This window comes from Deinococcus actinosclerus (genome assembly GCF_001507665.1).
Taxonomy (GTDB): Bacteria; Deinococcota; Deinococci; order Deinococcales; family Deinococcaceae; genus Deinococcus; species Deinococcus actinosclerus.
This window is the reverse complement of record NZ_CP013910.1, coordinates 735,592-756,981: the sequence shown is the minus strand read 5'-3', so window position 1 is coordinate 756,981 and position 21,390 is coordinate 735,592. Positions and strand designations below refer to the sequence as shown.

The window sequence follows — 21,390 nt, the reverse complement described above, 5'->3', positions numbered from 1 at the left end:
CCGCCGGGAAGCCGCCGCAGCAGGAGCCCCGATACGGGACTGGAGGGTGACCCCGGCAGTGGGATCACCCTCCAGCGTGGGGCAGTGACTCAGGCGGTGATTTCAGCCGGGGTCGTCTGGACGGGCGCGCCCTTGCGGCGCAGACGGATCAGCATCCAGACGCTCACGATGATCAGCGGAATGCTGATGAGCTGCGTGTCGGTCAGCAGGCCGATGCCGGGGGCGTCCAGGCCCTGGTTGAGGTAGGTCTTGATGGTCAGCGGGTTCAAGCGGAAGGTCTCCTCCCAGCCGGCGCGCAGGACCGAGTACCACAGCCAGAACTGCCAGAAGGCCCAGCCGGGGATGCGGCTGCGCAGCCAGAAGTACGCCGCGACCGACAGGATGATCCCGATGATCACGCCGTACAGCTGCGTGAAGTGCACGGGCGCGGTCATCACGAGCTGCCCGCCGATCTGCTGGCAGTACTGCGAGAGGTCCATGTCCGGGTTGGCGTTCTTGATGCACATGCCGTCATGGAAGGCGCGGGCGCTGGCGGGCCACTGGAACCCGATGGGCCAGCCGGTCACGCGGCCCACCGTGTCGGTGCCGTTCATGATGTTCCCGATGCGGCCGCCGATGATCCCGAAGGCCACGCCGGGCACGCACAGGTCCGCGTAGCGGTAGAAGTCCATGCCCTTGCGGCGGGCGTAGTACAGCATCACCAGGATGCCGCCGATCAATCCGCCGTGGATGCTGATGCCGCCCTGGCGGAGGTTCACGATGTCGAGCAGCACGCGGGGGAAGGGGATGTTCTCGAACTGGTTCCAGGAGGTCGCGACGAACACCAGCCGCGCGCCCACGAGGCCCCAGACGATCATCCAGAGGATCATGTCGTTGAAGAGGTCGACGTTCAGGCCGCGTTCGCGGGCCATGCGCGTGCCGACCCACACGCCGGCGACGATGCCCAGGGTGATGAGCACGCCGTACCAGGCAATCGTGAAATTGCCGATTTGAAGGAAGATGGGATCCATAGGTCACCCGCAGTGTAGAGCCTCCGCAGCGGGAACGCGGCCCGCCCGCCCGGAGGCAGGGGGCCGCGCGCAGGCGGGGACGCTCAGAAGCCCAGCGGGGCGGGCGTCTCGGTCTCCTCGGGGGGCACGACGCGGAACACGCGCGAGAGGATCACGCTGAGTTCGTACAGGACGTACAGGGGCGCGGCCACGAGGAGCATGTTCATGGGGTCGGGCGTGGGCGTGATCACGGCGGCGGCGATCATGATGACGACCAGCGCGATGCGCCACCCGCCGCGCAGCATGGTGTGGTTCACGATCCCGATGCGGGTGAGGATCACCGCCAGGATGGGCATCTCGAAGGCCAGCCCGAAGGAGATCAGGAAGGTGGTGACCATGCCCAGGTACGAGCCGATGCTGAAGTACCCCTCGACCGTGCCGCCCATGAAGTCCGCCAGGAAGGGAATCATGGTGGGCAGGACCATCTTGTACCCGAAGAGCGCGCCGCCCAGGAAGGCCACGCCGGCACCCAGGATGAAGGGCAGCGCCCAGCGCCGCTCGTGGACGTACAGTCCCGGGGCGATGAAGGCCCACACCTGCCACAGGATGAACGGCAGCGCCAGCGCCAGCCCCGCCCAGAAGGACATGTTCAGGCTCAGCATGAGCTGCTCGGTGAGTTGCAGCGCGACCAGCTTGACCTTGTCCGCCTGATACAGCACGGAGTGGGTGAGGGGTTCCTTGAAGAACTCGATCAGCTGGACGCGGTACTGGAAGGCGACGGCCATACCGACCGCCAGGAAGATCACGCTGATGATGATCCGCTTGCGCAGTTCGTCCAGGTGGTCGAACAGCGGGGCGCTGCTCAGCTCTTTGGGTGGGGTGGCGGACATGACGCGCTCCTTTGCGGGATTCAGCGGCGGTCGCTGATGGGCTCGCTGACCGGGGTGACGGGCGTGGCAGGCGTCACGGGATCCAGCGGGCGCGAGGGCACGTCGGTCACGGCCTGTTCCTTGTGGGTTTCACGCTTGAATTCCTTGATGCCCTGCCCGAGGCCCTTGCCGAGTTCCGGGAGTTTCTTGGCACCGAAGATGAGGGCGATCACGGCGATGATCAGGATGATTTCCAGGGGTCCGAGGCTCATGTTCTGCTCCTTGCACTGCCCGCGCGGGCAGGATCGAGTGAGGTGAGGGGGTGTGGGGCCGTCTTACCTTGAAGGTATGCGAGCGGGGGCAAATCGGATGGGGGGCAGCTCACCTATGAAACCTTAATGGGGCTTGGTCAAATGACGGTGAAGGCCCCGCGCGGCCCCCAGCGTGCCCCGGCGGGCGCGGTCCAGATGCCCCGGGCCTCTCCCCCTCTGACCAACCCGCTTCAGATGCTCCAGCCGCCGTCCACGAGGATCTCCTGACCCGTGATGTACGCCGCCTCGTTCGTGGCGAGGAACGCGACCGCGGCGCCCACCTCGTTCGGTTCGCCGAAGCGGCGCGCGGGAATGCGGGCCTTCAGACGTTCGGCGTCGGCCGGGTCGGCGTGCAGGGCGTTCAGGCGTTCGGTGGCGGTGTACCCGGGCGCGACCGTGTTGCAGGTCACGCCGTCCGCGGCGACTTCCAGCGCCAGGGTCCGCAGGTGGTTCGTGACGGCGGCGCGCATGGCGTTGCTGACCGGCAGGTTCAGCGCGGGGCGGCCCACGGTCAGGCTGGTCACGGCGATGATGCGGCCCCAGCGGCGCTCGCGCATGCCGGGCAGCACCGCGGTGGCCAGCCGCGCGGTGCTCATGAACGTGGTCTGGAAGCCCTGCGCCCACCCCTCCTCCGTGACGGCGCTGGGCTGCGCGGGGGGCGGCCCGCCCGCGTTGCTGACCAGGATGTCCACCTGACCAGCGGCCTCCACGGCAGCCCGCACGCCGTCCGGGGTGCTCACGTCCGCCACGACCCAGCGCGCGCCGATGGCGTCGGCGGCGCGGCGCAGCGCGTCCTCACTGCGGGCGGTGAGCGTCACCTGCGCGCCCAGGCGGATCAGATCGTGCGCGGCGGCCAGCCCGATGCCGCGGCTGCCGCCGGTCACTAGGGCGCGTTTCCCGTTCAGCTGAAAGAGGCTCATGCGCCGAGGGTACACCGCTCACGTGATCGTCCGCCGGGGCAAGGGTGCGCCTCTCTCCATCCCCGGTGCGGGGGCGGCTATCCTGCGCGGGATGCGGGCTCAGAATGTCCTGAAGGGAACCGGGTCGGGGGCGCTGCCGCCGATGCTGGAGCAGTACGTGCGGATGCGCGACGAGGTGGCCGAGACGCTGCCGCACGCGCTGCTGCTGTTTCAGGTGGGAGATTTCTACGAGACGTTCGGGGAGGACGCCGAGCGCACCGCGCGGCTGCTGGGGCTGGCGCTGACGCACAAGAGCAGCCGGGATTTCAGTACGCCCATGGCGGGGATTCCCCTGCGGGCGCTGGACAGTCACGTCGAGCGGCTGCTGGGGTGCGGGGTGTGCGTGGCGGTGGCGGATCAGGTGGAGGAGCCGGGTTCGGGCCTGATGGACCGCCGCGTGACGCAGCTGCTCACGCCGGGCACCGTGACCGAGGAGCGGCACCTGGGCGCGGACGAGAACTACCTGGCGGCAGTGGCGACCGGGGACGGGTACGCGCTGGCGCTGCTGGACGTCAGCACCGGGGAGTTCCGCTGCGCGGCGTTCCACACCCGCCTCGCCCTGTACGACGAGCTGGCGCGCTGCCGGGCGCGGGAGGTGCTGCTCGCGCCGGAACTGTCGGGGAACGCCGCGCTGCTGGCGGATTTCCAGGCGCGCTTCCCGGTGATGCTCTCCCCCGCCAGCTTCGAGGAAGGCGACGCGCTGGAAGCGCTGCGGGCCACGCTGGGCGAGGTGCCCGCCAGCCTGTCGTCGGGGGCGCTGCGGCGGGCGTGCGGGGCGGTGCTGGGATACGCGCGGGTGACGCAGCAGGGGCGGCTGGACATGGTGCGGCGCGTGGTGCGCTTCGAGCCGGGCGCGCACATGAGATTGCCCGACGCGGCGGTGCGGGCGCTGGAGCTGTTCCAGGCGCAGTCCCCGCAGGGCCGCACGCTGACGGACGTGCTGGGGCAGACCCGCACGGCGGGCGGGCGTCGGCGGCTGCGGGCGTGGCTGCGCGCGCCGCTGCTGGATGAACTGAGCATCCGCGCGCGGCTGGACGCCGTGGAGGCCTTCACGCGCGCGCCGGACCTGCGCGGCGCGGTGCGGTCCCTGCTGTACCGCGCGCACGATCTGGAGCGGCTCTCGGCGCGGGTCTCGACCCGGCGGGCCGCGCCGCGCGAGGTGGCGGCCCTGGCCCGCACGCTGGACCTGCTGCCCGAGGCGACCGAGCTGCTGGGCGCGCAGGGCGGGCTGCTGGGCGGCGTGCGTGATCGCCTGTCGGCCCTGCCGGACGTCGTGACCCGCATCCGCGCCGCGCTGGTGGACGAGCCGCCCATCCGCGTGGGCGAGGGCGGCCTGATCCGCGACGGTTTCCACGCCGAGCTGGACGAACTGCGCGCCGCCGCGATCGGGCACCGCGCGTGGCTGGCGGAACTGGAGGTCACCGAGCGGCAGCGCACCGGGATTGGCAGCCTGAAGGTCGGGTACAACAGCGTGTTCGGGTACTACCTGGAGGTCACGGGCGCGCACCTGGGCAAGGTGCCCGCCGATTACCGGCAGGTGGCGACCCTGAAGGACCGCGCGCGCTTCACCCGCCCGGACCTGCGCGAACGCGAGCGCGAGATCGCCCGGCTGGAGGCCGCCGCGAGCCGCCTGGAGCAGGAGGTCTTCACGGAACTGCGCGACAGCCTCGCCGCGCACGCCGAGGCGCTGGCCGACGCTGCCGGGGCGCTGAGTGAACTGGACGTCCTGGCCGCGCTGGCCGACGTGGCCGCCGAGCACGGCTGGATCCGCCCCGTCACCAGTGGCGGCCCCCTGCGGCTGGTGCAGGCGCGGCACCCGGTCGTGGAACGCAGCCTGGGCGGACGCTTCGTGCCGAACGACGTGCACCTCGACGCCGCGCGGCGCGCGGTGCTGCTGACCGGGCCGAACATGGCGGGCAAGAGCACGTACCTGCGCACCGCCGCCCTGTGCGCCCTGCTGCACCAGATCGGCTCGTTCGTGCCCGCCGACCACGCCGAACTCCCGGTGTACGACGCCGTGCACACCCGCATCGGCGCGAGTGACGACCTCGCGGGCGGGCGCTCCACGTTCATGGTCGAGATGAGCGAACTCGCCGCGATCCTCCACGGCGCCACGCACGCCAGCCTCGTGATCCTCGACGAGATCGGGCGCGGCACGAGCACCCTCGACGGCCTCGCCATCGCGCAGGCCGCGCTGGAACACCTGCACGCCGCCGGGGCGCACACGCTGTTCGCCACGCACTACTTCGAACTTACCCGCCTGGAAAGCGACCTGCCCGGCCTCGTGAACCTCCACGTCGCCGCAGAAGAGGACGCCGCCGGGAGCGGGGGCCTGACCTTCTACCATCAGGTCGTGCCCGGTGCGGCCCGCCAGAGTTACGGCGTGGAGGTCGCGCGCCTCGCCGGACTGCCCGGGGGCGTCACCACCCGCGCCGCGCGCCTGCTGACCGCGCTGGGCGCGCAGGGCGCCGACACGCGCCTCACGCGGGAACTCGCCACGCTGGACCTCGCGCGGCTGACGCCCATGCAGGCCCTCGACCTGCTGCACCGCTGGCAGCGCGAGGTGACCGGCGCGGAAGCCGTGCATGACGGTTGACTGCTCGGTGACGCTGGCGACCGCCGCGGGCTGGAGTGTCCTGGCCGAGTTCGAGACGGTCACCGTCCAGCGTCCGGACGGGGCACGCTGGGAGATCGGCTGGATGTACGGCAATCCCGAGGCCGCCCTCATCACCTGGGAGAACACGTATGCCGTCGTGGTCGGCTGTGGGATGATCGTGGCGGATCTGCGCCGGTTCGGTGAACCCGTCGGACGGCCCAGCCCCTCACCTGCGGGCCGATCCGCCCGAGACGTGGTGGTTCGAGGCCGTCTATCAGCAGGACGGTGGGCGTGTCCGGCTGGTGGCCGACGTGTATTCCGAGCAGGCGGGCGTGTATGACCTCGACCTGAGCACTCAGCGGTTCACCAGGCTCTTCGCACACTCCCCTGAGACCTGACGACCGTCCTCCTGCCGGGCGCACAATGACTGCATGACGACAACCGGTCTGGGTGGGGCGGCGCTGGGGGCGTTCCGGGGGCGGTTCGGGGAGGCGCTGAGCACGGCGGACGCCGCGCTGGACGCGCACGGGCGGGACGAGAGCGGGCTGGAGGCGGCGCGGCCCGGCGCGGTGCTGTTCGCGCGGACCGAGGCAGACGTGGTGGAGGCGCTGGCGCTGGCGCGGGAGTTCCGGGTGCCGGTGGTGCCGTTCGCGGCGGGCAGCAGCCTGGAAGGGCAGCTGATCCCGCCGCCGGGCGCGCTGAGCCTGGACCTGAGCGGCATGACGCGCGTGCTGGAGGTGCGTCCGGGGGCGTTTCAGGCGACGGTGGAGCCGGGTGTGACGTACCCGCAGCTGAACCGCGCCGCGCGCACGCACGGCCTGTTCTTCCCGGTGGATCCGGGGGCGGAGGCGACGCTGGGCGGCATGGCGTCCACGAACGCGAGCGGCACGGCGGCCGTGCGCTACGGGACGACGCGGGAGAACGTGCTGGCGCTGCGGGTGGCGCTGATGGACGGGCGGGTGCTGTCGCTGGGCAGCCGGGCGCGCAAGAGCAGCGCCGGGTACGACCTGCGGCACCTGTTCCTGGGTGCGGAGGGCACGCTGGGCGTGATCACGGAGCTGACGGTACGGTTGTGGCCGCTGCCGGCCGCGCGGCTGGCGCTGCGCTGCGCGTTCCCGGACGTGAGCTCGGCGGCGCGGGCGGCGACGGCGGTGATGGGCGCGTCGGCGCAGCCGGAGCGGCTGGAACTCATGGACGCGCGGGGGTTGCGGGCCGTGAACCGCCACCTGGGGTTGCAGGAGCCGGAGGTGCCGACCCTGTGGATCGAACTGGCGGGCGCCTCGGCGGGCGCGCTGGAGGACGTCCGGGCGCTGTGCGAGGAACTGTGCCGCGACGCGGGGGCGCTGGACGTGCGGGTGGCCCGGCAGCCGGAGGAACTGGAGGCGCTGTGGCGGGCGCGGCATCACGCGTTCTACGCACTGAAGGCGCTGTATCCGGGCGAGGCGTTCCTCAGCACGGACCTGTGCGTGCCGCTGGACGCCCTGCCGGACATCCTGACCTTCACGGAAGACGGCCTGCGGGCGGAGGGGCTGGACGCGAGCGTGCTGGGGCACGTGGGGGACGGGAACTTTCACGTGCTGTTCCACGCGCCGCCCGGTTCGGCCGACTGGGCGCGGATCGACGCGCTGTACGCGCGGCTGGTCGAGCGGACGCTGGCGCTGGGCGGCACGTGCAGCGGCGAGCATGGCGTGGGGCTGCACAAGCGGCGGTTCCTGCGCGCCCAGCACGGGGGCGCCGTGGAGCTGATGCGCGAGGTGAAGACCCTGCTGGACCCGCTGAACCTGCTGAATCCCGGGAAGGTGCTGCCCGACCCGGCCTGATCGCGACCTGAGGCAGAAAGTACCGGCGCGTGACCCGCTACCCTGACCGGGTGACCTCGCCTGATATCCATGTTCTTCCGGCTCATGTGGCGCGTCTGATCGCGGCGGGTGAGGTGGTGTCGCGTCCGCTGGACGTGGTGCGGGAACTCGTGGACAACGCGCTGGACGCCGGGGCGACCCGCGTGGACGTGGAGGTGGACGGCGGGGGCCTGCGGCTGGTGCGGGTGCGGGACAACGGCGCGGGCATCCCGGCGGGTTCGGTGGGATTGGCGCCGCTGCGGCACGCGACGAGCAAGCTGTCCCCGCAGGCGAGTTCGGTGGACGGCGTGACGACGCTCGGCTTCCGGGGCGAGGCGCTGTGGGCGGCGGCGCAGGCCGGTGAGCTGCACGTGGTGTCGCGCCCGGCGGCGCAGGTGGGCGCGTGCGAGGTGCTCGCGCAGGGTGAGGGCGTGCAGGTGGCCCGCGCGTCCGCCCCGGCGGGAACGACCGTGACGGTGCGCAACCTCTTCGCGCGGCTGCCGGGGCGGCTGCGGACGCAGGCGCCGGCGGCCTCCGAGGTGCGGGAGGTGACGGCGCTGCTGGGCCGCTACGTGCTGCACCACCCGGGTCTGCACTGGCGCCTGACGGTGGACGGCGAGGTGCGCCTGACGCACGCGCCCAGCGATCACCGGGGCGCGGTGGCGAGCGTGTACGGCCCGCTGAGCGCGAACCGCGTGCTGGCCGTCTCGGGCGAGGGCGTGCGCGGGGTGGTGTCGCGCCCGGAGCTGACGCGCGCGCGGCGCGACCGCATGCATATCAGCGTGAACGGGCGGCCGGTGCTGGCCCCGCCGGAACTGGAACGCGCGGTGATCGAGGGCTACGGGGAGCTGCTCCCGGCGGGCGTGGCGCCGCTGTGCGTGCTGGACGTGACGGTCGCGCCGGAGGATCACAATCCGAACGTGCACCCGGCGAAGCAGGTGGTGGCGCTGGCGGACCTGCCGGGCGTGGCGGCGCGGGTGCGGGCGGCGGTGGCGGCGACGCTCTCAGCACACCCGCTGGCGCGGGCGCTGCCGGAGTTGCGCCCGGCGGCGCAGCCCGCCCCGGCACCGGGGCACGCGGCGTTCCCGGCGCTGACGCTGCTGGGCGTGTACCAGGAGCTGTACCTGCTCGCGCAGGGCGAGGGGGACCTGTGGGTGGTGGACGCGCACGCCGCGCACGAGCGGGCACTGTTCGAGCACCTGACCCGCACGCTGGGCGGGGCACCCCCGGCGGAGCTGCCCGAGCCGGAGCTGCTGCACCTGACCCCCGAGCAGCTCGCGCGCCTGCACGAGCGCGGCCCGGAATTGCAGGGCTGGGGCCTGACGCTGGAGGACTTCGGCGCGGGGCTGGCGCGGCTGCGCACCCTGCCCGCCGCGCTGGCCCCGCTGAACGTGCCCCGGCTGCACGAGCAGATCGTCGAGTGCGCGCTGGGTGACGGCCCGGACCCGCGCCGGGACATGCTGGCGCGGCTGGCGTGTGCGCCCGCGCTGAAGGCCGGGATGCTGGACCTGGGGCGGGGTCAGGCGGTGCTGGACGCCCTGGCCGGCTGCGAGCACCCGTGGGCGTGCCCGCACGGACGGCCCACGGTGCTGCGCCTGGGCGAGCGGGATCTGGCGCACGCGTTCGGGCGGCGGGGCGCGCGGGACGTGCCGCGCGGGCGGGACGCCGCGCCGACCGGCGGGCCGGGCGTCAGCGGCTCCTGAACGCGCTGCGCTGACCGCTGAACAGCGCGGGGAAGGTCGCGCGGGCGTCGCGGGTCAGGACCGGCTGCACCCAGTACGGCAGGTTCACGGTGGCGTTGCGGATCTCGAAGCGGCCGTCGCGGCTCTCGGTGGTCACGCCGGTCCAGCCGGGCCGCAGCGTCAGGTTGTAGTAGGTGTTCAGGCCCGCGCAGCGTCCCCGCAGGGTGACGGTGCGGTCGCTGTACACCCACTGCCCGCGCTGCGTGGGCGTGTCAGGGTGGTCGGCCTGCACCAGGGTCGCGACACTGTTCGACGCGGCGCTGAACAGCAGCAGCGTCTCGGCAGTGTACGTGCGGGCCCCGGCGGGCTGCACGGTCACGCCGTCACAGACATCCAGCGGCTGCACGGGGGGCCTGAACCCGGCCGGCACGACCACGTTGAACCGCTCGCCCTTCAGGGGCCCCATGCCGAGCAGCCAGCCGCCCCCCAGGTTGGTGAGCAGCACGGTCAGCGGCCCGCTGCCGAGCGGAGCCGCCTGGGCGGGGTTGCGCAGCTGCCCGCCCAGACTGAACGAGGCGGCGGGGGCCAGGGTGACAGTAGCGAGCAGGAAGGTCATCAGGACGCGCTTCACGCGCCGCAGGCTGCCGCCCGCACGTCAATGACATGTCGGCCCGCGTGAAGTTCATCACGCCCGCTGCACCCCACCTGCCGGGGGTCAGGCGTGGGCAGCGTTCAGGCCTGGAACGGGCCATCCGCCACTGTTCCTGATGGCCGATGAGCGGGTGCCCACTCAGAAGTGCGTGCGGAAGACGCCTCCACGCGGCGCAGCGCGGCGCTCGCGGGGGGGCGCGGCCTGGTGGCGGGTCACGTCCAGGTACACCAGTCGCAGCAGTTCCCAGCGTTTCAGGCCGGGCTTGTGCCGCTGCTTGCCGAGCACGTGGCGTTCCAGCGCGGCGCGGTTGCCGTTCAGGACCGCCAGGACGCGCGCTTCCCAATACACGTCCTGCGCGCTGTCGCGGCGGCCAGGACCACGCGGAATCCGCTCGTAGCGTTCACCGCCGCCCAGCACGCGGCGCAGCAGGACGGCGGCGGCCGCCAGGCCAGCGACCAGCAGCGTTGTCAGGATCATGTCCGCACTGTACCGGGCGCGGGCCAGTCCCATGACGAAGTTTGTCACGTCGTGAGCTGCAGGTCAGACAGGTACGTGAAGCCTGTGGCCCGGCGGAGCACCCAGAGGCCGTGAGAACACTCCTCACGGCCTCTGGGTGTGGTCTACGGGGTGGTCAGCGGTACCGGGCGATGTCGCGGTTGTGTTCCGCGAAGGTGTGGTTCACGTAGATCTTCCCGTCCAAGCCGTGCAGGAAGTACACGGCGTCCCGGCCGTCCGGGAGGGTGCGCCTGGGTTGCAGCACGGCCAGCAGCGCGGCCTGACCGGGATTGTTGATCGGCCCGGCGGGCAGCCCGGCGCGGGTGTAGGTGGAGTACGGGGTGTCCTTCGTGAAGTCCCCGGCGCTGCGGTCGAGTTCCGGAAGGTTCTTGCCCAGCCCGTACGCGACGGTGGGGTCGCTGCCCAGGGTCATGCCGTCGCGCAGGCGGTTCAGGAACACCCCGGCGATGACGGGCATCTCGGCGTCGTTGGCGGCCTCGGCCTGCACCATGCTCGCCAGAATCACCCAGTCGCGCACGCTCAGGCCCAGCTTCCTGGCGCTCTCGACCCGTTCGGGCGTGAATTCCCGGTTCATGCGGTCCAGCAGGGTCTGCACGACCTGCCCCGGGGTGGCCTGGGGCCGCAGGTCGTACGTGGCCGGAAACAGGAAGCCTTCCAGGTTGGCCTGCTTCCCGCTGGCGTACGGACTGAGGGCCGCGTCGTTCAGGACCTTCAGGATGGCCGCCCCGTCGAAGCCCGCCTTCTGAAAGATGGCGGGCAGGTCGCGCACGCGCCGGCCCTCGGGGATCGTCACGCTGACGGTGGGAATGCGCGCGGGCCCGGCGAGCTTCGCGGCGACCTGCTCGGCGGTCATCTGGCCGTTCAGGTCGTACAGCCCCTCCTTGAGGCTGCCGGCCGTGCCACTGCGGCGCATCAGGAAGCGCAGCACGTCGCCGTTCTTCACGATGCCCCGCGCCTGCAACGTGGCCGCGACGCCCGCCAGGGTATCCCCGGGCTTGACCGTCAGGGTGTAGGCGGCGCCGCCCGCCGGGCCCAGCAGGCTGCGCACGTACCACAGCGCCCCGCCGACCACGCCGAACAGCAGCAGCGTGAACACCGCCAGGACGCGCAGGCAGCCGGCCCCACCGCGTCTCACGCGGGCCTCCCGCCGTGCGCGGCGATCCGGGCGTGCAGCTCCTCGTCGGCGGGTGGGCGCGCCCCGAAGCGCGACACGACCCAGCCGCCCACCTGCACGGCCAGCTGCGCGGCGCGCGCGGCGTCCCCGTGCGTGAGCCACTCGGCCAGGAACGCGCCGCCGAAGGCGTCTCCGGCGCCGGTGGCGTCCACGGCGCGGTCGGTGGTGGCGGGCACCTGCACGCGCGCCTGCCCGGGTCCCTCGATCAGGACGCCGTCCTCGTCGAGCTTCATGACGATCAGGGCGTCCGGGAAACGGGTGCGGAACCAGTCCATCGCCTCCTGGCGGTCGCCGCGGCCACTCATGGCGCGGGCCTCGTCGTCGTTGGGAAACAGCACGTCCATGGGCAGGCGGTCCAGGATGCGCAGGAACACCTCGCGGCCCAGGCTCTGGATCATCTGGAAACTGCCCGGATCCAGGCTGAGGGTCGCGCCGCCCGCGCGGGCCAGCTGCGCGGCGTGCAGGGCGGCGGCGCGCGGCGGGTCGCGGAAGAGGCTCCAGGCGGTGAGGTGCAGGTGCCCGGCGCCGCGCAGCACCTCGCCGGGCAGCTCGTGCGGCAGGAGTTCCCAGTCGGCGCCCTGGCCGGTCAGCATGGCCCGCTGGCCCCGCCGGTCGATCAGGCCGAGGATCACGCCGGTGGGGTGCTCGGCGCTCTCGATCACGTCGGCGGTGACGCCCTCGGCGCGCAGTTCCGCCGCCGCGAGCTCGCCGAAGCGGTCGTGGCCGATCTTGCCCACGAAGTGAGCGGCGCGCGCGGGTCCGGCGCGGCGGGCCCAGACGGCGAGGTTCGCGGCGCTGCCGCCGCCCGACAGTTCAATCCGCCCGGTGCTGTCCCCACCGGGCAGCAGGAGCGTGTCCGGTTTGGCCAGCACGTCCCAGGTCAGGTCTCCCAGTGAAACCAGTGGTCGTTCAGTCATGTCCGCCCGGCAGCATACCGTCCGGCGGGCGAACGGCGCAGCGGACCCCGGCCGGGGCCCGCGAATGACCCTTGAGGGTTCCCTCGTCCAGTCGCTAGCATGCGTGGTGTGTTCTCCGCACACGTCCGCAGGCTGCCCAGTGGCGCCGCGCTGCTGCTGGCCGCGCTTCCCGCGGGCCCTGTTCGTGCTGCCCCGCCTCCCCCTTCCGCGACGGCCGCCCTGCCGGGCGCGGGCCCTGTCTGTGACCGCCGTACGGGGCGGCCGGTCGCCCGGCGGTAACGTGACGGACGCCGAGCGCGCGCCCCTGTGGGACCTGACGCAGCAGAGCCGCGCGCACCTGCTGACGGCGCTGCTGCCCATGCTGCTGTCGGGCGTCCTGATCGTGGCGGCCTTCCTGCCCGTTCACCGCACCCTGGCGTCCGACGACGCCGCGTGGAACAGCCGGCAGTACCGGCAGCTGCTGACGCTGCTCACGCAGTACGCGCTGCTGGAAGCCGCGCCCGGCACGCCGCCCGCCGCCCTGGTCGAGCGGCGCGACCAGGTGCTCTCGCAGGTGAGCGCCGCGCCCGACCAGTTGCAGGCGCAGTACCCGCACCTCACGGACCGCGAGCAGGAGGCGGGCGTGGCGCTGCGCGACATTGCCGCGCTGCTCGCGCAGCGCTCGCCGGCCGCGACCCGACGCGCGCTGGAGATCGCGGCCACGCTGGATACCCTGAACGTGCAGTATCAGGAGACCCTGCGCCGCGACCTGCAACGCCACCTGCGGGTCATGGAGAGCACCATGCTCCTGGCGGGGCTGCTGAGCGGCCTGCTGGGCAGCACCCTGATCCTCGCGGCGCTCAACCGCGCCGGTCAGGAGCGGTACACGCGCGAGCAGAGCGAATCCCAGCAGCGCGAGGCGCTCGGCATGGCCGCGCACGAGCTGCGCCGCCCCATGCAGGCGCTGCTGCTGGCCACCGAGGCGCTGCGGCACACCGACAACGCCCGCGCCCGGGAGAAGCTGCTGCGCAGCATTGAGCAGCACGCCGAGCAGCTGGCCACCCGCAGTGAACTCGAGCGCCTGGACGCCATGTATGTCCGCATGATCAGCGCGCCCACGCCCACGGACCTGACCGCGCTGGTCGCCCGGCACGAGAGCCTGCGCGTGCGGGTGCGCCGCCCGCCGACGCCGCTGCTGTGGATGGCCGATCCCACGCAGGTGCAGCAGATCATCGAGAACCTGGTGGAAAACGCCATCAAGTACAGCAGCGGCCCGATCACGATCACGCTCGATCCGCCCACGGACTCGTGGGGGCCCACCATCCGCGTGACCGATCACGGGCCCGGCCTGCATCCCAGCCTGCACGAGGCCGTGTTCCAGATCGGCATGCGGCTGAACACGCACGTGCCGGGGCGGGGCCTGGGGCTGCCGCTGGCGCGGCGGCTGGCCACCGTGAACCGCGCGGAGATCACGCTGCACGACACGCCGGGCGGGGGCCTGGATGTCCGCGTGACCTTCCACCTGCCCGACTGACGCGCACGCCGGGGGAGGGCGGGCTGTCATGCTGGGGCATGACGGTTCGAGGACGGTTGTGGGGGGCGGGGCTGCTGGCACTGGCCGGCGTGGCAGGGGCCGAGGGAGCGGCGGGCGAAGCGGCGCACGCGGGGCCGCCGGCGTTTCTGGTGCAGCTGACGCTGCTGCTGATCGTGTCGGCGCTGGCGGCGTACGGGTCGTTCCGGCTGCGGCTGCTGCCGATCATCGGCTTCCTGCTGGCCGGGGTGCTGGTGGGGCCGGGCGCGCTGGGCCTGATCCGCGACCCCGAGCTGATCTCGGCGGCGTCCGAGGTGGGGGTGATGCTGCTGCTGTTCACCATCGGGATCGAGTTCAGCCTGGAGCGCCTGTCGCGGATCGCGCGGCTGATCTTCCTGGGCGGGGGGTTGCAGGTGGGCCTGACGGTTCTGGCGGCGGCCGGCGCGCTGCTGGCCTTCGGGGTGGGTGCGGCGGACGCGGTGTTCACGGGGTGCCTGCTGGCCCTGTCGAGCACCGCGATCGTGATGAAGCTGCTGGGCGAGCGGGGTGAGACGAACGCCCGGACGGGGCAGGTCAGTCTGGGCATCCTGATCTTCCAGGATCTGGCGGTGGTGCTGATGGTGCTGCTGATTCCCATGCTGGCCGGGCAGGGCGGCGGCGCGGCGGGCGTGCTGCTGGCCCTGGCGAAGGCGGGCGGGATCATCGCGCTGGTGCTCGTCGCGGCGCGGCGGGTGGTGCCGCCCCTGATGGAGGTCGTGGCGCGGACGTGCAGCACGGAGATCTTCCTGCTGGCGGTCGTGGCGCTGTGCTTCGGCACGGCCAGCCTCACGGCGCTGGCGGGCGTGAGCCTGGCGCTGGGGGCGTTCCTGGCGGGCCTGCTCGTCAGCGAGAGCCGCTACGGCGCGCAGGCGATGGGCGAGATCCTGCCCCTCCAGATCCTGTTCAGCGCGGCGTTCTTCCTGTCGGTGGGCCTGCAGCTGAACCTGGGGTTCGTGGCGGGCAACCTGGGACTGGTGCTGGGCGCCGCCGCGCTCATCGCGCTGCTGAAGGTGCTCGTCACGTCGCTCAGCGTGCGGCTGCTGGGCGAGAGCTGGCGCACGGCGCTGCCGGTGGCGCTGCTGACCGGGCAGGTCGGGGAGTTCTCGTTCGTGCTCGCCACGACGGGCGCCGCGCTCGGCCTGAGTTTCGCCGGGCTGGGCGAGCGGGGCACCGGGGTCTTTATCGCGGCGACCGTGCTGCTCATGGCCTTCACGCCCGCCCTGGCGGCGCTGGGTGGGCCGCTGCTGGCCCGGCTGCCCTCCCCCACCCCGGCCGGGGCACGCGCGGCGGGCACGGACGCGACCGGCGAGGACCGGCGCGGGGACGGCGCCCACGGCCTGCCGGTCGCGGACCGGGTGGTGTTCCTGGGGTACGGCGCGCACGCCCGCCTGTCCGCCCGCGCCCTGAGCCGCGCGGGGCAGCCGTACTCGGTCGTCACGCGCAGCCCCGACGGCGCGAGTGAACTCCAGGGCCGCGGGGCGCCGGTGCTGATCGCGGACTACACCCGCGCCGGGCTGCTGCGTGAACTGGACATCGAGTCGGCCCGCGCCGTGGTCATCGCGGATGACGATCCCGAGATGACCGAGCGCAGCCTGAGCGTCCTGCGCACGGTCGCGCCGCAGGTGCGGGTGATCACGCGCGCCACCTCGCCCGAGGGTTTCGCGGGCTTGCAGGCGCTGGGCGCGCAGCACGTCCTGAGTGCCCACAAGGAGGTCGCGGCCGGCATCCTCGACCTGCTGACCCCGCCGGAGGTCACGCGGGCCGAACTGTCCCGTCACCTCGCGGAGCACCCGCCCGTGACCCTGAGCGCCACGCAGCGCGCCCAGTGCGAGCACGCCGCGCACAACGCCGGGCCGGTCACGCCGGAATCGGACGTGTGCCTGGAGTGCGTGGCCGCCGGGGACACCTGGGTGCACCTGCGGGTGTGCATGACCTGCGGGCACGTCGGCTGCTGCGATTCGAGCAAGAACCGCCACGCGACCCGCCACGCGCAGGGGCAGGGACACCCGGTCATCCGCAGCGCGGAACCCGGCGAGGACTGGGCGTACTGCTACGAGCACCGCTGGACGAAGTGACGCGGGAGCACCCTGCGCCAATCGGCGGACGCCCCTGCCCGCGTGGCCCCGTAGACTGCCGCGCATGACTGCTCCCAGCGCCGTCCCGACCGAGATCGTCACGCCCCGCCTGCGCCTGCGCCGGCCCGACCCGGCGGACGCGGAGGCGCTGGTGGCCGCCGTGAACGCCTCGCTGCCGCAGCTGCGCGAATGGATGACGTGGGCGCAGGCGCCCATGGTCCTGGAGGCCTCCCGCGAGAACCTGACGGGCGCCGCCGAACGCTTCGATTCGCGGGAGAACCTGCGCTACCACGTGTGGAACGCTGACGGCACCGAGCTGGTGGGCAGCAGCGGCTATCACGCCCTGGACTGGCGCGTCCCGAAGGGCGAGATCGGGTACTGGATCGCCACGGCGCACGCGGGGCAGGGCTACGCGCGCGAGGTCACGCAGGCCCTGACCGACCTGGCCCTGACGGACCGCGCGGCGGGCGGCCTGGGCCTGCGGCGCCTGGAGATCCGCTGTGATCCCGCCAACGGGCGCAGCGCCCGCATTCCCCCGGCGCTGGGCTACGCGCTGGACGCCCGGCTGGTGAACGACGACGTGACTGCGGACGGCTCGGTGGTGCGGGACACGCTGATCTTCAGCCGCGTGCGCTGACGCGGACCGGGGCGGTGTTCGCAGCCGCGTTCAGGGCGTCACGCGCGTGCCGGCCTCGCCGCGCGCGGCGGCGGAGAGGGCCCCGGCGTGCATGCCGCTGGCGATCACCGCGAAGGGTGCGCCCCGGTCCAGGGCGTCGAGCGCGGCGCGCACCTTGGGAATCATGCCGCCGGCGATCCAGCCGTCCGCGATGCCCGCCTCGACCTCGGCGCGGGTGAGGTGCGCGGCGCGGCTCTCCGGGTCAGGGTAATTGCGGTACACGCCGTCCACGTCGGTCAGGAACACGATGCCCTCGTTCAGGGCGCCCGCGACTGCGCCGGCGGCGGTATCGGCGTTCACGTTCAGGGCGTCCCCGTCCGGGCCGACGGCCACGCAGCCCACGACGGGCGTGAGGCCCGCGCCGATCAGGGCGCGCAGCACGTCGGCGTTCACGCCGGTCACGCGGCCCACGCGGCCCAGACCGGGGTCGAACACCTCGGCGCGCAGCAGCTCCGAGTCGCGGCCCATCAGGCCCACCGCGTGGCCCACGTCCTGGCTGAGCTGCTTGTTCAGCTGACACAGCGCCATCTCCACGACGTCCATCGCCTCGGGGGTCGTGACGCGCAGCCCGGCACGGAACTCACTGGGGAGGCCGCGCGCGGCGAGTTCCCGCTCGATGACGGGCCCGCCACCGTGCACGACCACGACGGTCTGCTCGGCGCGCAGCGCGGCGATCTCGGCGGCGACCGCGCGCCGCAGGTCCAGGCTCTTCATGGCATTCCCGCCGTACTTGACGATCACCCCCGGAGTGTAGCGCCGGGGGTGACTGCGGGGTGGGTTCAGGGCGTGCGGATCAGCTCCAGGTCCAGACGGTGGGTTCGTACTCGTACGAGCCGGGCGCGAGGCGGCGCAGGTGCCCGATGGCCGGGAACGGGAAGTGGTAGCCGGTCACCCACAGTTTGCCGTCGGTGATGCGCGCGAAGATCTCCTGGCGGGTGCGGGCGGCCTGCGCGCCGTCGGTGTCGAAGCCCACGTACGCGCCCTCGTGCTTCAGGGAGAGCAGGAAGTGCCCGCCGGCGTCCCCGAGGATCAGGGCGCTCTGGCCGCCGCTCTGCGCGAGGACGCTGTGGTGGTTGGCGGTGTGGCCGGGCGTGGCGACGGTCAGGACGCCGGGGACGATCTCCTCGCCGCTCTTGAGGAGCTTGAACTTGTCCTTCAGGCCGATCAGGTTGGTCTTGACGGCGTCGTTGGGGGTGGCCTGCGTGACCCAGAAGTTGAATTCGGCCTCGTTGATCAGGTGCTGGGCGTTGGCGAAGGTGGGTTTGCCGTTCGTGGTCAGGCCGCCGATGTGGTCGCCGTGCCCGTGCGTGATGAACACGACGCTGATCGTGTCGGGTTCGATCCCGGCGCGGCGCAGGTTGGCGACGAGCTGCCCGCCGGTGCCGCCGCGGCCGGTGTCGATCAGGATGCGTTTGCCGCCGATCTCCAGCACGACCGGGTTGAAGTGGTTCACGGTGTTCGTGGCGGGCACGGAGTACTCGGCGAGGGTCGCGGCGAACTCGGCCTGCCGGTCGGGGTTGGCGCCCCAGGTGGGCAGCAGCGCGGCCAGCGGGGCGGTGCCGTCGCTGACGGTGGTCAGGGTCATGTCGCCGATCTTCTGGCGGTAGAAGCCGCTGCCGTTCATCGCCATGGCGCCGGAGGCGGCAGCGGGCGTGGCGGGGGTCGCAGGCGCGGTCTGCGCGCGGGCCAGGGGCGCGGCGGCCACGGCGGCGCCGGCGGCCGTCAGGAAGCGCAGCGTGTCGCGGCGGGCGGGACGGGGGGTGCGGTCGTCTTGGGGCATGCGTGAACCTCCGGGGGTGAACTGTGAAAACGCGTTCACGTTAAACGACCCGCAGGCTGGCCAGATGTCAGCCAGCCTGCCATTCCCGCTCCTTTCCTTGAGGGATCCTTCATGGCCCCCCGTCCCCGGAGCGGCGGCCCGGTCCCCTCACGCGCCCGTCAGTGGTCGCGCAGCCAGTCGATCAGGTGCTCGCCGGACAGGGGCGGCGTGATCGCGTACCCCTGCGCGGCGTCGCAGCCCAGCTCGCGCAGCACGCCCAGCTGATCGGCCGTCTCCACCCCCACCGCCACCACCTTGAGCCCCAGGTTGTGCGCCAGGTCGATGGTGCCCTGCACCAGCGTCAGGGTCTTCTCGTCGTCCGGCAGGCGGGCGGTCAGCGTGGGGTGCAGTTTCACGGCGCTCAGCGGGAAGCGGGTCAGGGCCGCCAGGCTGCTGGCGCCGTCCCCGAAATCGTCCACGCTCAGGCGCGCGCCCAGCGAGCGCAGCTGTTCGAGCAGCCCCAGGGTCTCCTGGCTGTGGTCGAGCAGGCTGCCGGCACTCACCTCGATGTCGGGCGCCCCCTCGGCGGACAGCAGCGGCAGCAGACGGCGCAGGCCCGCCGAGCGGCGCAGTTCCTCCAGGCCCAGGTTCACGCTGACCGACCAGTTGGCGTGGCGCTCGGGCAGCGACGCCCGCACCGCCTGGCGGCCCAGGACTGCCTCCTGCACCACCCACTCGCTGACATGGGTGATCAGTTCACTGCGGCTGGCCAGTTCCAGGAAGTGCGCCGGGGCCAGCAGACCCAGCGTGGGATGGTTCCAGCGCAGCAGCGCCTCGGCACTCTGCGCCCGGCCGCGCTTCAGGGACAGGGCGGGCTGGTACAGCAGCGTGAACTGATCCCGGTCCAGCGCGCCGCGCAGCGCCTCTTCCAGCTCGAAGGCGCGGGCCACCTCGTCGCGCAGCACCGGGCGGTAGACACTGCGCTGCGCGCGGCCCTGACGCTTGGCGTGCTGCATGGCGACCTCGGCGCTGGCCAGCACGCCGTCTCCCGGCGCGTCGGCCTGCCGGTCGGCGACGCCCAGGGCGGCCGTGAGCTGCACGTCGCGCTGCCCGACCCGCAGCGGACTGTCCAGCACCGCCTCGGCCCGGTTGAGGGCCTCGGCCACGCCCAGCCCCGGCATGAACACCACGAAGGAATCGTCGGCCAGGCGGGCCGACAGGCCGCGCGTCTCGCTGCTCAGGTCGTTCAGGCGCGCGGCCAGCTGAATGAGCACGCGGTCGCAGGCGGTGCGCCCCAGCGCGGCGTTCAGTTCGGAAAACCCGTCGATATCCAGGCACACGGCGGCGCCCGGCGCGTCCTGCCGGGTCAGGGCCTCACGCATGCCGGTGCGGTTGAGGAGCCCGGTCAGGGCGTCGTGGCGGGCGTCGTGGCGGATCTTGGCCTGGGCGCGGCGCAGCGCGGTCAGGTCGCGCAGGGTCAGCAGGACGCTGCCGCGCGCGCCCCCGGCCTCGCCGCCCACGCCCGTGGCGCGCAGTTCCATCTGGCGGACCGTGCCGTCCGGCAGGGCCAGCAGCACCTCGCGCCGCAGCGGCAGCGGCACGTCCTTCCAGTCCGGCAGGCTGATCGGTTCGCCCTCCGGCGTGAAGATCTTGACGCCCATCTCGCTGATCACGCGGGTGACCGCCAGCCCCACCAGCCGCGCGGCCTCCACGCCCAGCAGCGTCGCGGCGCGTTCACTGACGAGCTGCGCGCGCCCGGCGTGGTCCACCAGGATGGTGGCGTCCTCGGACAGCGCCAGCACCTGACTCATGACGCCCAGGGGCGCGCGGCCCTCGCGGGCGCTGGCCTCACCCTCGGCGACCAGCAGGCCGGGTTCGGAGGTGCGCCGCACCCGCAGATTCAGGCTGCCGCCCCCGGCCAGCTGCACGTCCGCGCGGGCCGCCCCGCCGGTCGCCGCGAGCTGCACCAGATCCCGCACCGGCTCGGAGGGAACGTTCGCGAAGCAGGACCACGACCACAGGGGCGCGCCGGTCACGACGGGCGCCCCGGCCGGCAGCAGCGCCAGGAAGCCCTGACTGGCCTGCAACACGGCCCCCGAGTCGGCGAGCAGCGCGGCGGGCGCATCGGTGTCCAGCAGCGCCGAGACGCGCGCGGCGCGTTCGTATTCGCCCGTGACGTCCTGCAGCGTGAGCATGACCCCGGCTGCGGCCGCCCCGAAGTAGGGCCGGGCCTCGCCCCGGATCCACAGGCGCTGGGCGCCCTGCGTGACCTGCTCGTCGGGCAGGCGCACCGAGCGGCCCGCGCCCGCCTGCGTCAGGGCCTGCACGAGCGCCGGGCGGTCATGGAAGACCTCGTGGACAGGGCGGCCGTGCACGTCCGGCTCGGTCAGCCCGAACAGTTCCAGGAAGGGCCGGCTGACCTTGCGTACGGTCAGCTCGTCGGTCAGCCAGGCGGTGGCGACCGGCAGCTGCGTGATCAGCACCTCGGTGTCGCGGTGTGCGCCCTCGGTGCGCGCCGCGGCCAGCAGCAGCGTGAGCACCTGCACCGCCGCGTCCGGGGGCGGGGGGCCCTCCTGCCACAGCAGGCCCAGCAGCGACCCGTCGCGGGTCAGCCAGGTCATCTCCCCGCGTTCGAACCACTCGTCGGGCGGCACGAGGTCCGTACCGGCCCGTTCGGGCGGCGTGTCGGCGCGCACGCGGAACACCTCGTCCCCCAGCGAGGCCAGCAGGGTCGCGCGGGGCGTATGGACGCGCATCAGGTCACTCAGGGCGGCCTGAACGGCGGTGAAGGCTGCGGAAGTCACAATGGGTTACCTCGAACCAGCGGG

The 21,390-nt window shown here is 72.9% G+C and carries 17 protein-coding genes; 6 read left to right on the top strand and 11 right to left on the bottom strand.

The features are described from left to right. Window positions 1-89: 89 nt before the first annotated feature. From lgt to AUC44_RS03640, 4 genes are all read right to left on the bottom strand, one after another. Window positions 90-1,010 carry a prolipoprotein diacylglyceryl transferase gene (gene lgt / locus AUC44_RS03655; RefSeq protein WP_062157440.1) on the bottom strand — a complete coding sequence of 307 codons (921 nt, stop codon included), beginning with the start codon at window positions 1,008-1,010 and terminating at the stop codon, window positions 90-92. A gap of 83 nt (window positions 1,011-1,093) precedes the next feature. Beyond that, entirely contained in the window at window positions 1,094-1,879 is a 786-nt protein-coding gene (gene tatC / locus AUC44_RS03650) for a twin-arginine translocase subunit TatC (RefSeq protein ID WP_062157439.1), read from the bottom strand. A 20-nt stretch (window positions 1,880-1,899) separates the two neighbouring features. Further along, entirely contained in the window at window positions 1,900-2,130 is a 231-nt protein-coding gene (locus AUC44_RS03645; RefSeq protein ID WP_058977819.1) for a twin-arginine translocase TatA/TatE family subunit, read from the bottom strand. Between the two features lie 230 nt (window positions 2,131-2,360). After that, a complete protein-coding gene (locus AUC44_RS03640; protein WP_062157438.1) occupies window positions 2,361-3,089 on the bottom strand; it encodes an SDR family oxidoreductase in 729 nt (242 codons plus the stop codon). Window positions 3,090-3,180: 91 nt separating this feature from the next. Here AUC44_RS03640 and mutS point away from each other — a divergent pair, with 91 nt between their 5' ends. The 3 genes from mutS to mutL all read left to right on the top strand — a co-directional run bounded on the left by mutS (window position 3,181) and on the right by mutL (window position 9,265). Beyond that, window positions 3,181-5,724 carry a DNA mismatch repair protein MutS gene (gene mutS, locus AUC44_RS03635; protein ID WP_062157437.1) on the top strand — a complete coding sequence of 848 codons (2,544 nt, stop codon included), beginning with the start codon at window positions 3,181-3,183 and terminating at the stop codon, window positions 5,722-5,724. 431 nt (window positions 5,725-6,155) lie between these two features. Then, the gene (locus tag AUC44_RS03625) at window positions 6,156-7,544 is read left to right on the top strand and encodes an FAD-binding oxidoreductase (protein ID WP_062157436.1); all 1,389 of its coding nucleotides are present in this window, start codon (window positions 6,156-6,158) and stop codon (window positions 7,542-7,544) included. 50 nt (window positions 7,545-7,594) lie between these two features. Further along, on the top strand, window positions 7,595-9,265 hold the full coding sequence (gene mutL, locus AUC44_RS03620) for a DNA mismatch repair endonuclease MutL (protein ID WP_062157435.1): 1,671 nt from the start codon (window positions 7,595-7,597) through the stop codon (window positions 9,263-9,265). Here mutL and AUC44_RS03615 read toward each other — a convergent pair. The 4 genes from AUC44_RS03615 to AUC44_RS03600 all read right to left on the bottom strand — a co-directional run bounded on the left by AUC44_RS03615 (window position 9,252) and on the right by AUC44_RS03600 (window position 12,503). Continuing rightward, window positions 9,252-9,875, bottom strand: coding sequence for a hypothetical protein (locus AUC44_RS03615; protein ID WP_231724514.1), 624 nt, complete (start codon window positions 9,873-9,875; stop codon window positions 9,252-9,254). The two genes, mutL and AUC44_RS03615, sit on opposite strands and share 14 nt — an antisense overlap. A gap of 159 nt (window positions 9,876-10,034) precedes the next feature. Continuing rightward, window positions 10,035-10,373 carry a hypothetical protein gene (locus AUC44_RS03610; protein ID WP_157445155.1) on the bottom strand — a complete coding sequence of 113 codons (339 nt, stop codon included), beginning with the start codon at window positions 10,371-10,373 and terminating at the stop codon, window positions 10,035-10,037. Window positions 10,374-10,527: 154 nt separating this feature from the next. After that, window positions 10,528-11,547, bottom strand: a complete 1,020-nt coding sequence (mltG, locus tag AUC44_RS03605) for an endolytic transglycosylase MltG (protein WP_417926362.1) — start codon at window positions 11,545-11,547, stop codon at window positions 10,528-10,530. Beyond that, entirely contained in the window at window positions 11,544-12,503 is a 960-nt protein-coding gene (locus tag AUC44_RS03600) for a carbohydrate kinase family protein (RefSeq protein WP_062157433.1), read from the bottom strand. The genes mltG and AUC44_RS03600 overlap by 4 nt, the downstream gene beginning before the upstream one ends. A gap of 280 nt (window positions 12,504-12,783) precedes the next feature. On the opposite strand from AUC44_RS03600, the gene AUC44_RS03595 reads away from it, so the two are divergent. The 3 genes from AUC44_RS03595 to AUC44_RS03585 all read left to right on the top strand — a co-directional run bounded on the left by AUC44_RS03595 (window position 12,784) and on the right by AUC44_RS03585 (window position 16,764). Further along, on the top strand, window positions 12,784-14,016 hold the full coding sequence (locus AUC44_RS03595) for a sensor histidine kinase (RefSeq protein ID WP_197408577.1): 1,233 nt from the start codon (window positions 12,784-12,786) through the stop codon (window positions 14,014-14,016). Between the two features lie 38 nt (window positions 14,017-14,054). After that, window positions 14,055-16,127: a cation:proton antiporter gene (locus AUC44_RS03590; RefSeq protein ID WP_062157431.1), complete on the top strand. Its 2,073-nt coding sequence runs from the start codon at window positions 14,055-14,057 to the stop codon at window positions 16,125-16,127. A gap of 64 nt (window positions 16,128-16,191) precedes the next feature. Beyond that, the gene (locus AUC44_RS03585) at window positions 16,192-16,764 is read left to right on the top strand and encodes a GNAT family N-acetyltransferase (RefSeq protein WP_062157430.1); all 573 of its coding nucleotides are present in this window, start codon (window positions 16,192-16,194) and stop codon (window positions 16,762-16,764) included. Window positions 16,765-16,794: 30 nt separating this feature from the next. On the opposite strand, the gene argB is transcribed toward AUC44_RS03585, so the two are convergent. From argB to AUC44_RS03570, 3 genes are all read right to left on the bottom strand, one after another. Next, on the bottom strand, window positions 16,795-17,544 hold the full coding sequence (gene argB / locus AUC44_RS03580; protein WP_062157429.1) for an acetylglutamate kinase: 750 nt from the start codon (window positions 17,542-17,544) through the stop codon (window positions 16,795-16,797). 52 nt (window positions 17,545-17,596) lie between these two features. Beyond that, window positions 17,597-18,583, bottom strand: a complete 987-nt coding sequence (locus tag AUC44_RS03575; RefSeq protein WP_231724513.1) for an MBL fold metallo-hydrolase — start codon at window positions 18,581-18,583, stop codon at window positions 17,597-17,599. A 158-nt stretch (window positions 18,584-18,741) separates the two neighbouring features. Next, entirely contained in the window at window positions 18,742-21,366 is a 2,625-nt protein-coding gene (locus tag AUC44_RS03570; RefSeq protein ID WP_231724512.1) for a sensor domain-containing protein, read from the bottom strand. Window positions 21,367-21,390: the final 24 nt, after the last annotated feature.

Bases quoted from the DNA above. Each gene is read 5' to 3' on its own strand.
- lgt (WP_062157440.1), bottom strand. From the start codon at position 1,010: ATGGATCCCATCTTCCTTCAAATCGGCAATTTCACGATTGCCTGGTAC.
- tatC (WP_062157439.1), bottom strand. From the start codon at position 1,879: ATGTCCGCCACCCCACCCAAAGAGCTGAGCAGCGCCCCGCTGTTCGAC.
- AUC44_RS03645 (WP_058977819.1), bottom strand. From the start codon at position 2,130: ATGAGCCTCGGACCCCTGGAAATCATCCTGATCATCGCCGTGATCGCC.
- AUC44_RS03640 (WP_062157438.1), bottom strand. From the start codon at position 3,089: ATGAGCCTCTTTCAGCTGAACGGGAAACGCGCCCTAGTGACCGGCGGC.
- mutS (WP_062157437.1), top strand. From the start codon at position 3,181: ATGCGGGCTCAGAATGTCCTGAAGGGAACCGGGTCGGGGGCGCTGCCG.
- AUC44_RS03625 (WP_062157436.1), top strand. From the start codon at position 6,156: ATGACGACAACCGGTCTGGGTGGGGCGGCGCTGGGGGCGTTCCGGGGG.
- AUC44_RS03610 (WP_157445155.1), bottom strand. From the start codon at position 10,373: ATGATCCTGACAACGCTGCTGGTCGCTGGCCTGGCGGCCGCCGCCGTC.
- AUC44_RS03600 (WP_062157433.1), bottom strand. From the start codon at position 12,503: ATGACTGAACGACCACTGGTTTCACTGGGAGACCTGACCTGGGACGTG.
- AUC44_RS03590 (WP_062157431.1), top strand. From the start codon at position 14,055: ATGACGGTTCGAGGACGGTTGTGGGGGGCGGGGCTGCTGGCACTGGCC.
- AUC44_RS03585 (WP_062157430.1), top strand. From the start codon at position 16,192: ATGACTGCTCCCAGCGCCGTCCCGACCGAGATCGTCACGCCCCGCCTG.
- AUC44_RS03575 (WP_231724513.1), bottom strand. From the start codon at position 18,583: ATGCCCCAAGACGACCGCACCCCCCGTCCCGCCCGCCGCGACACGCTG.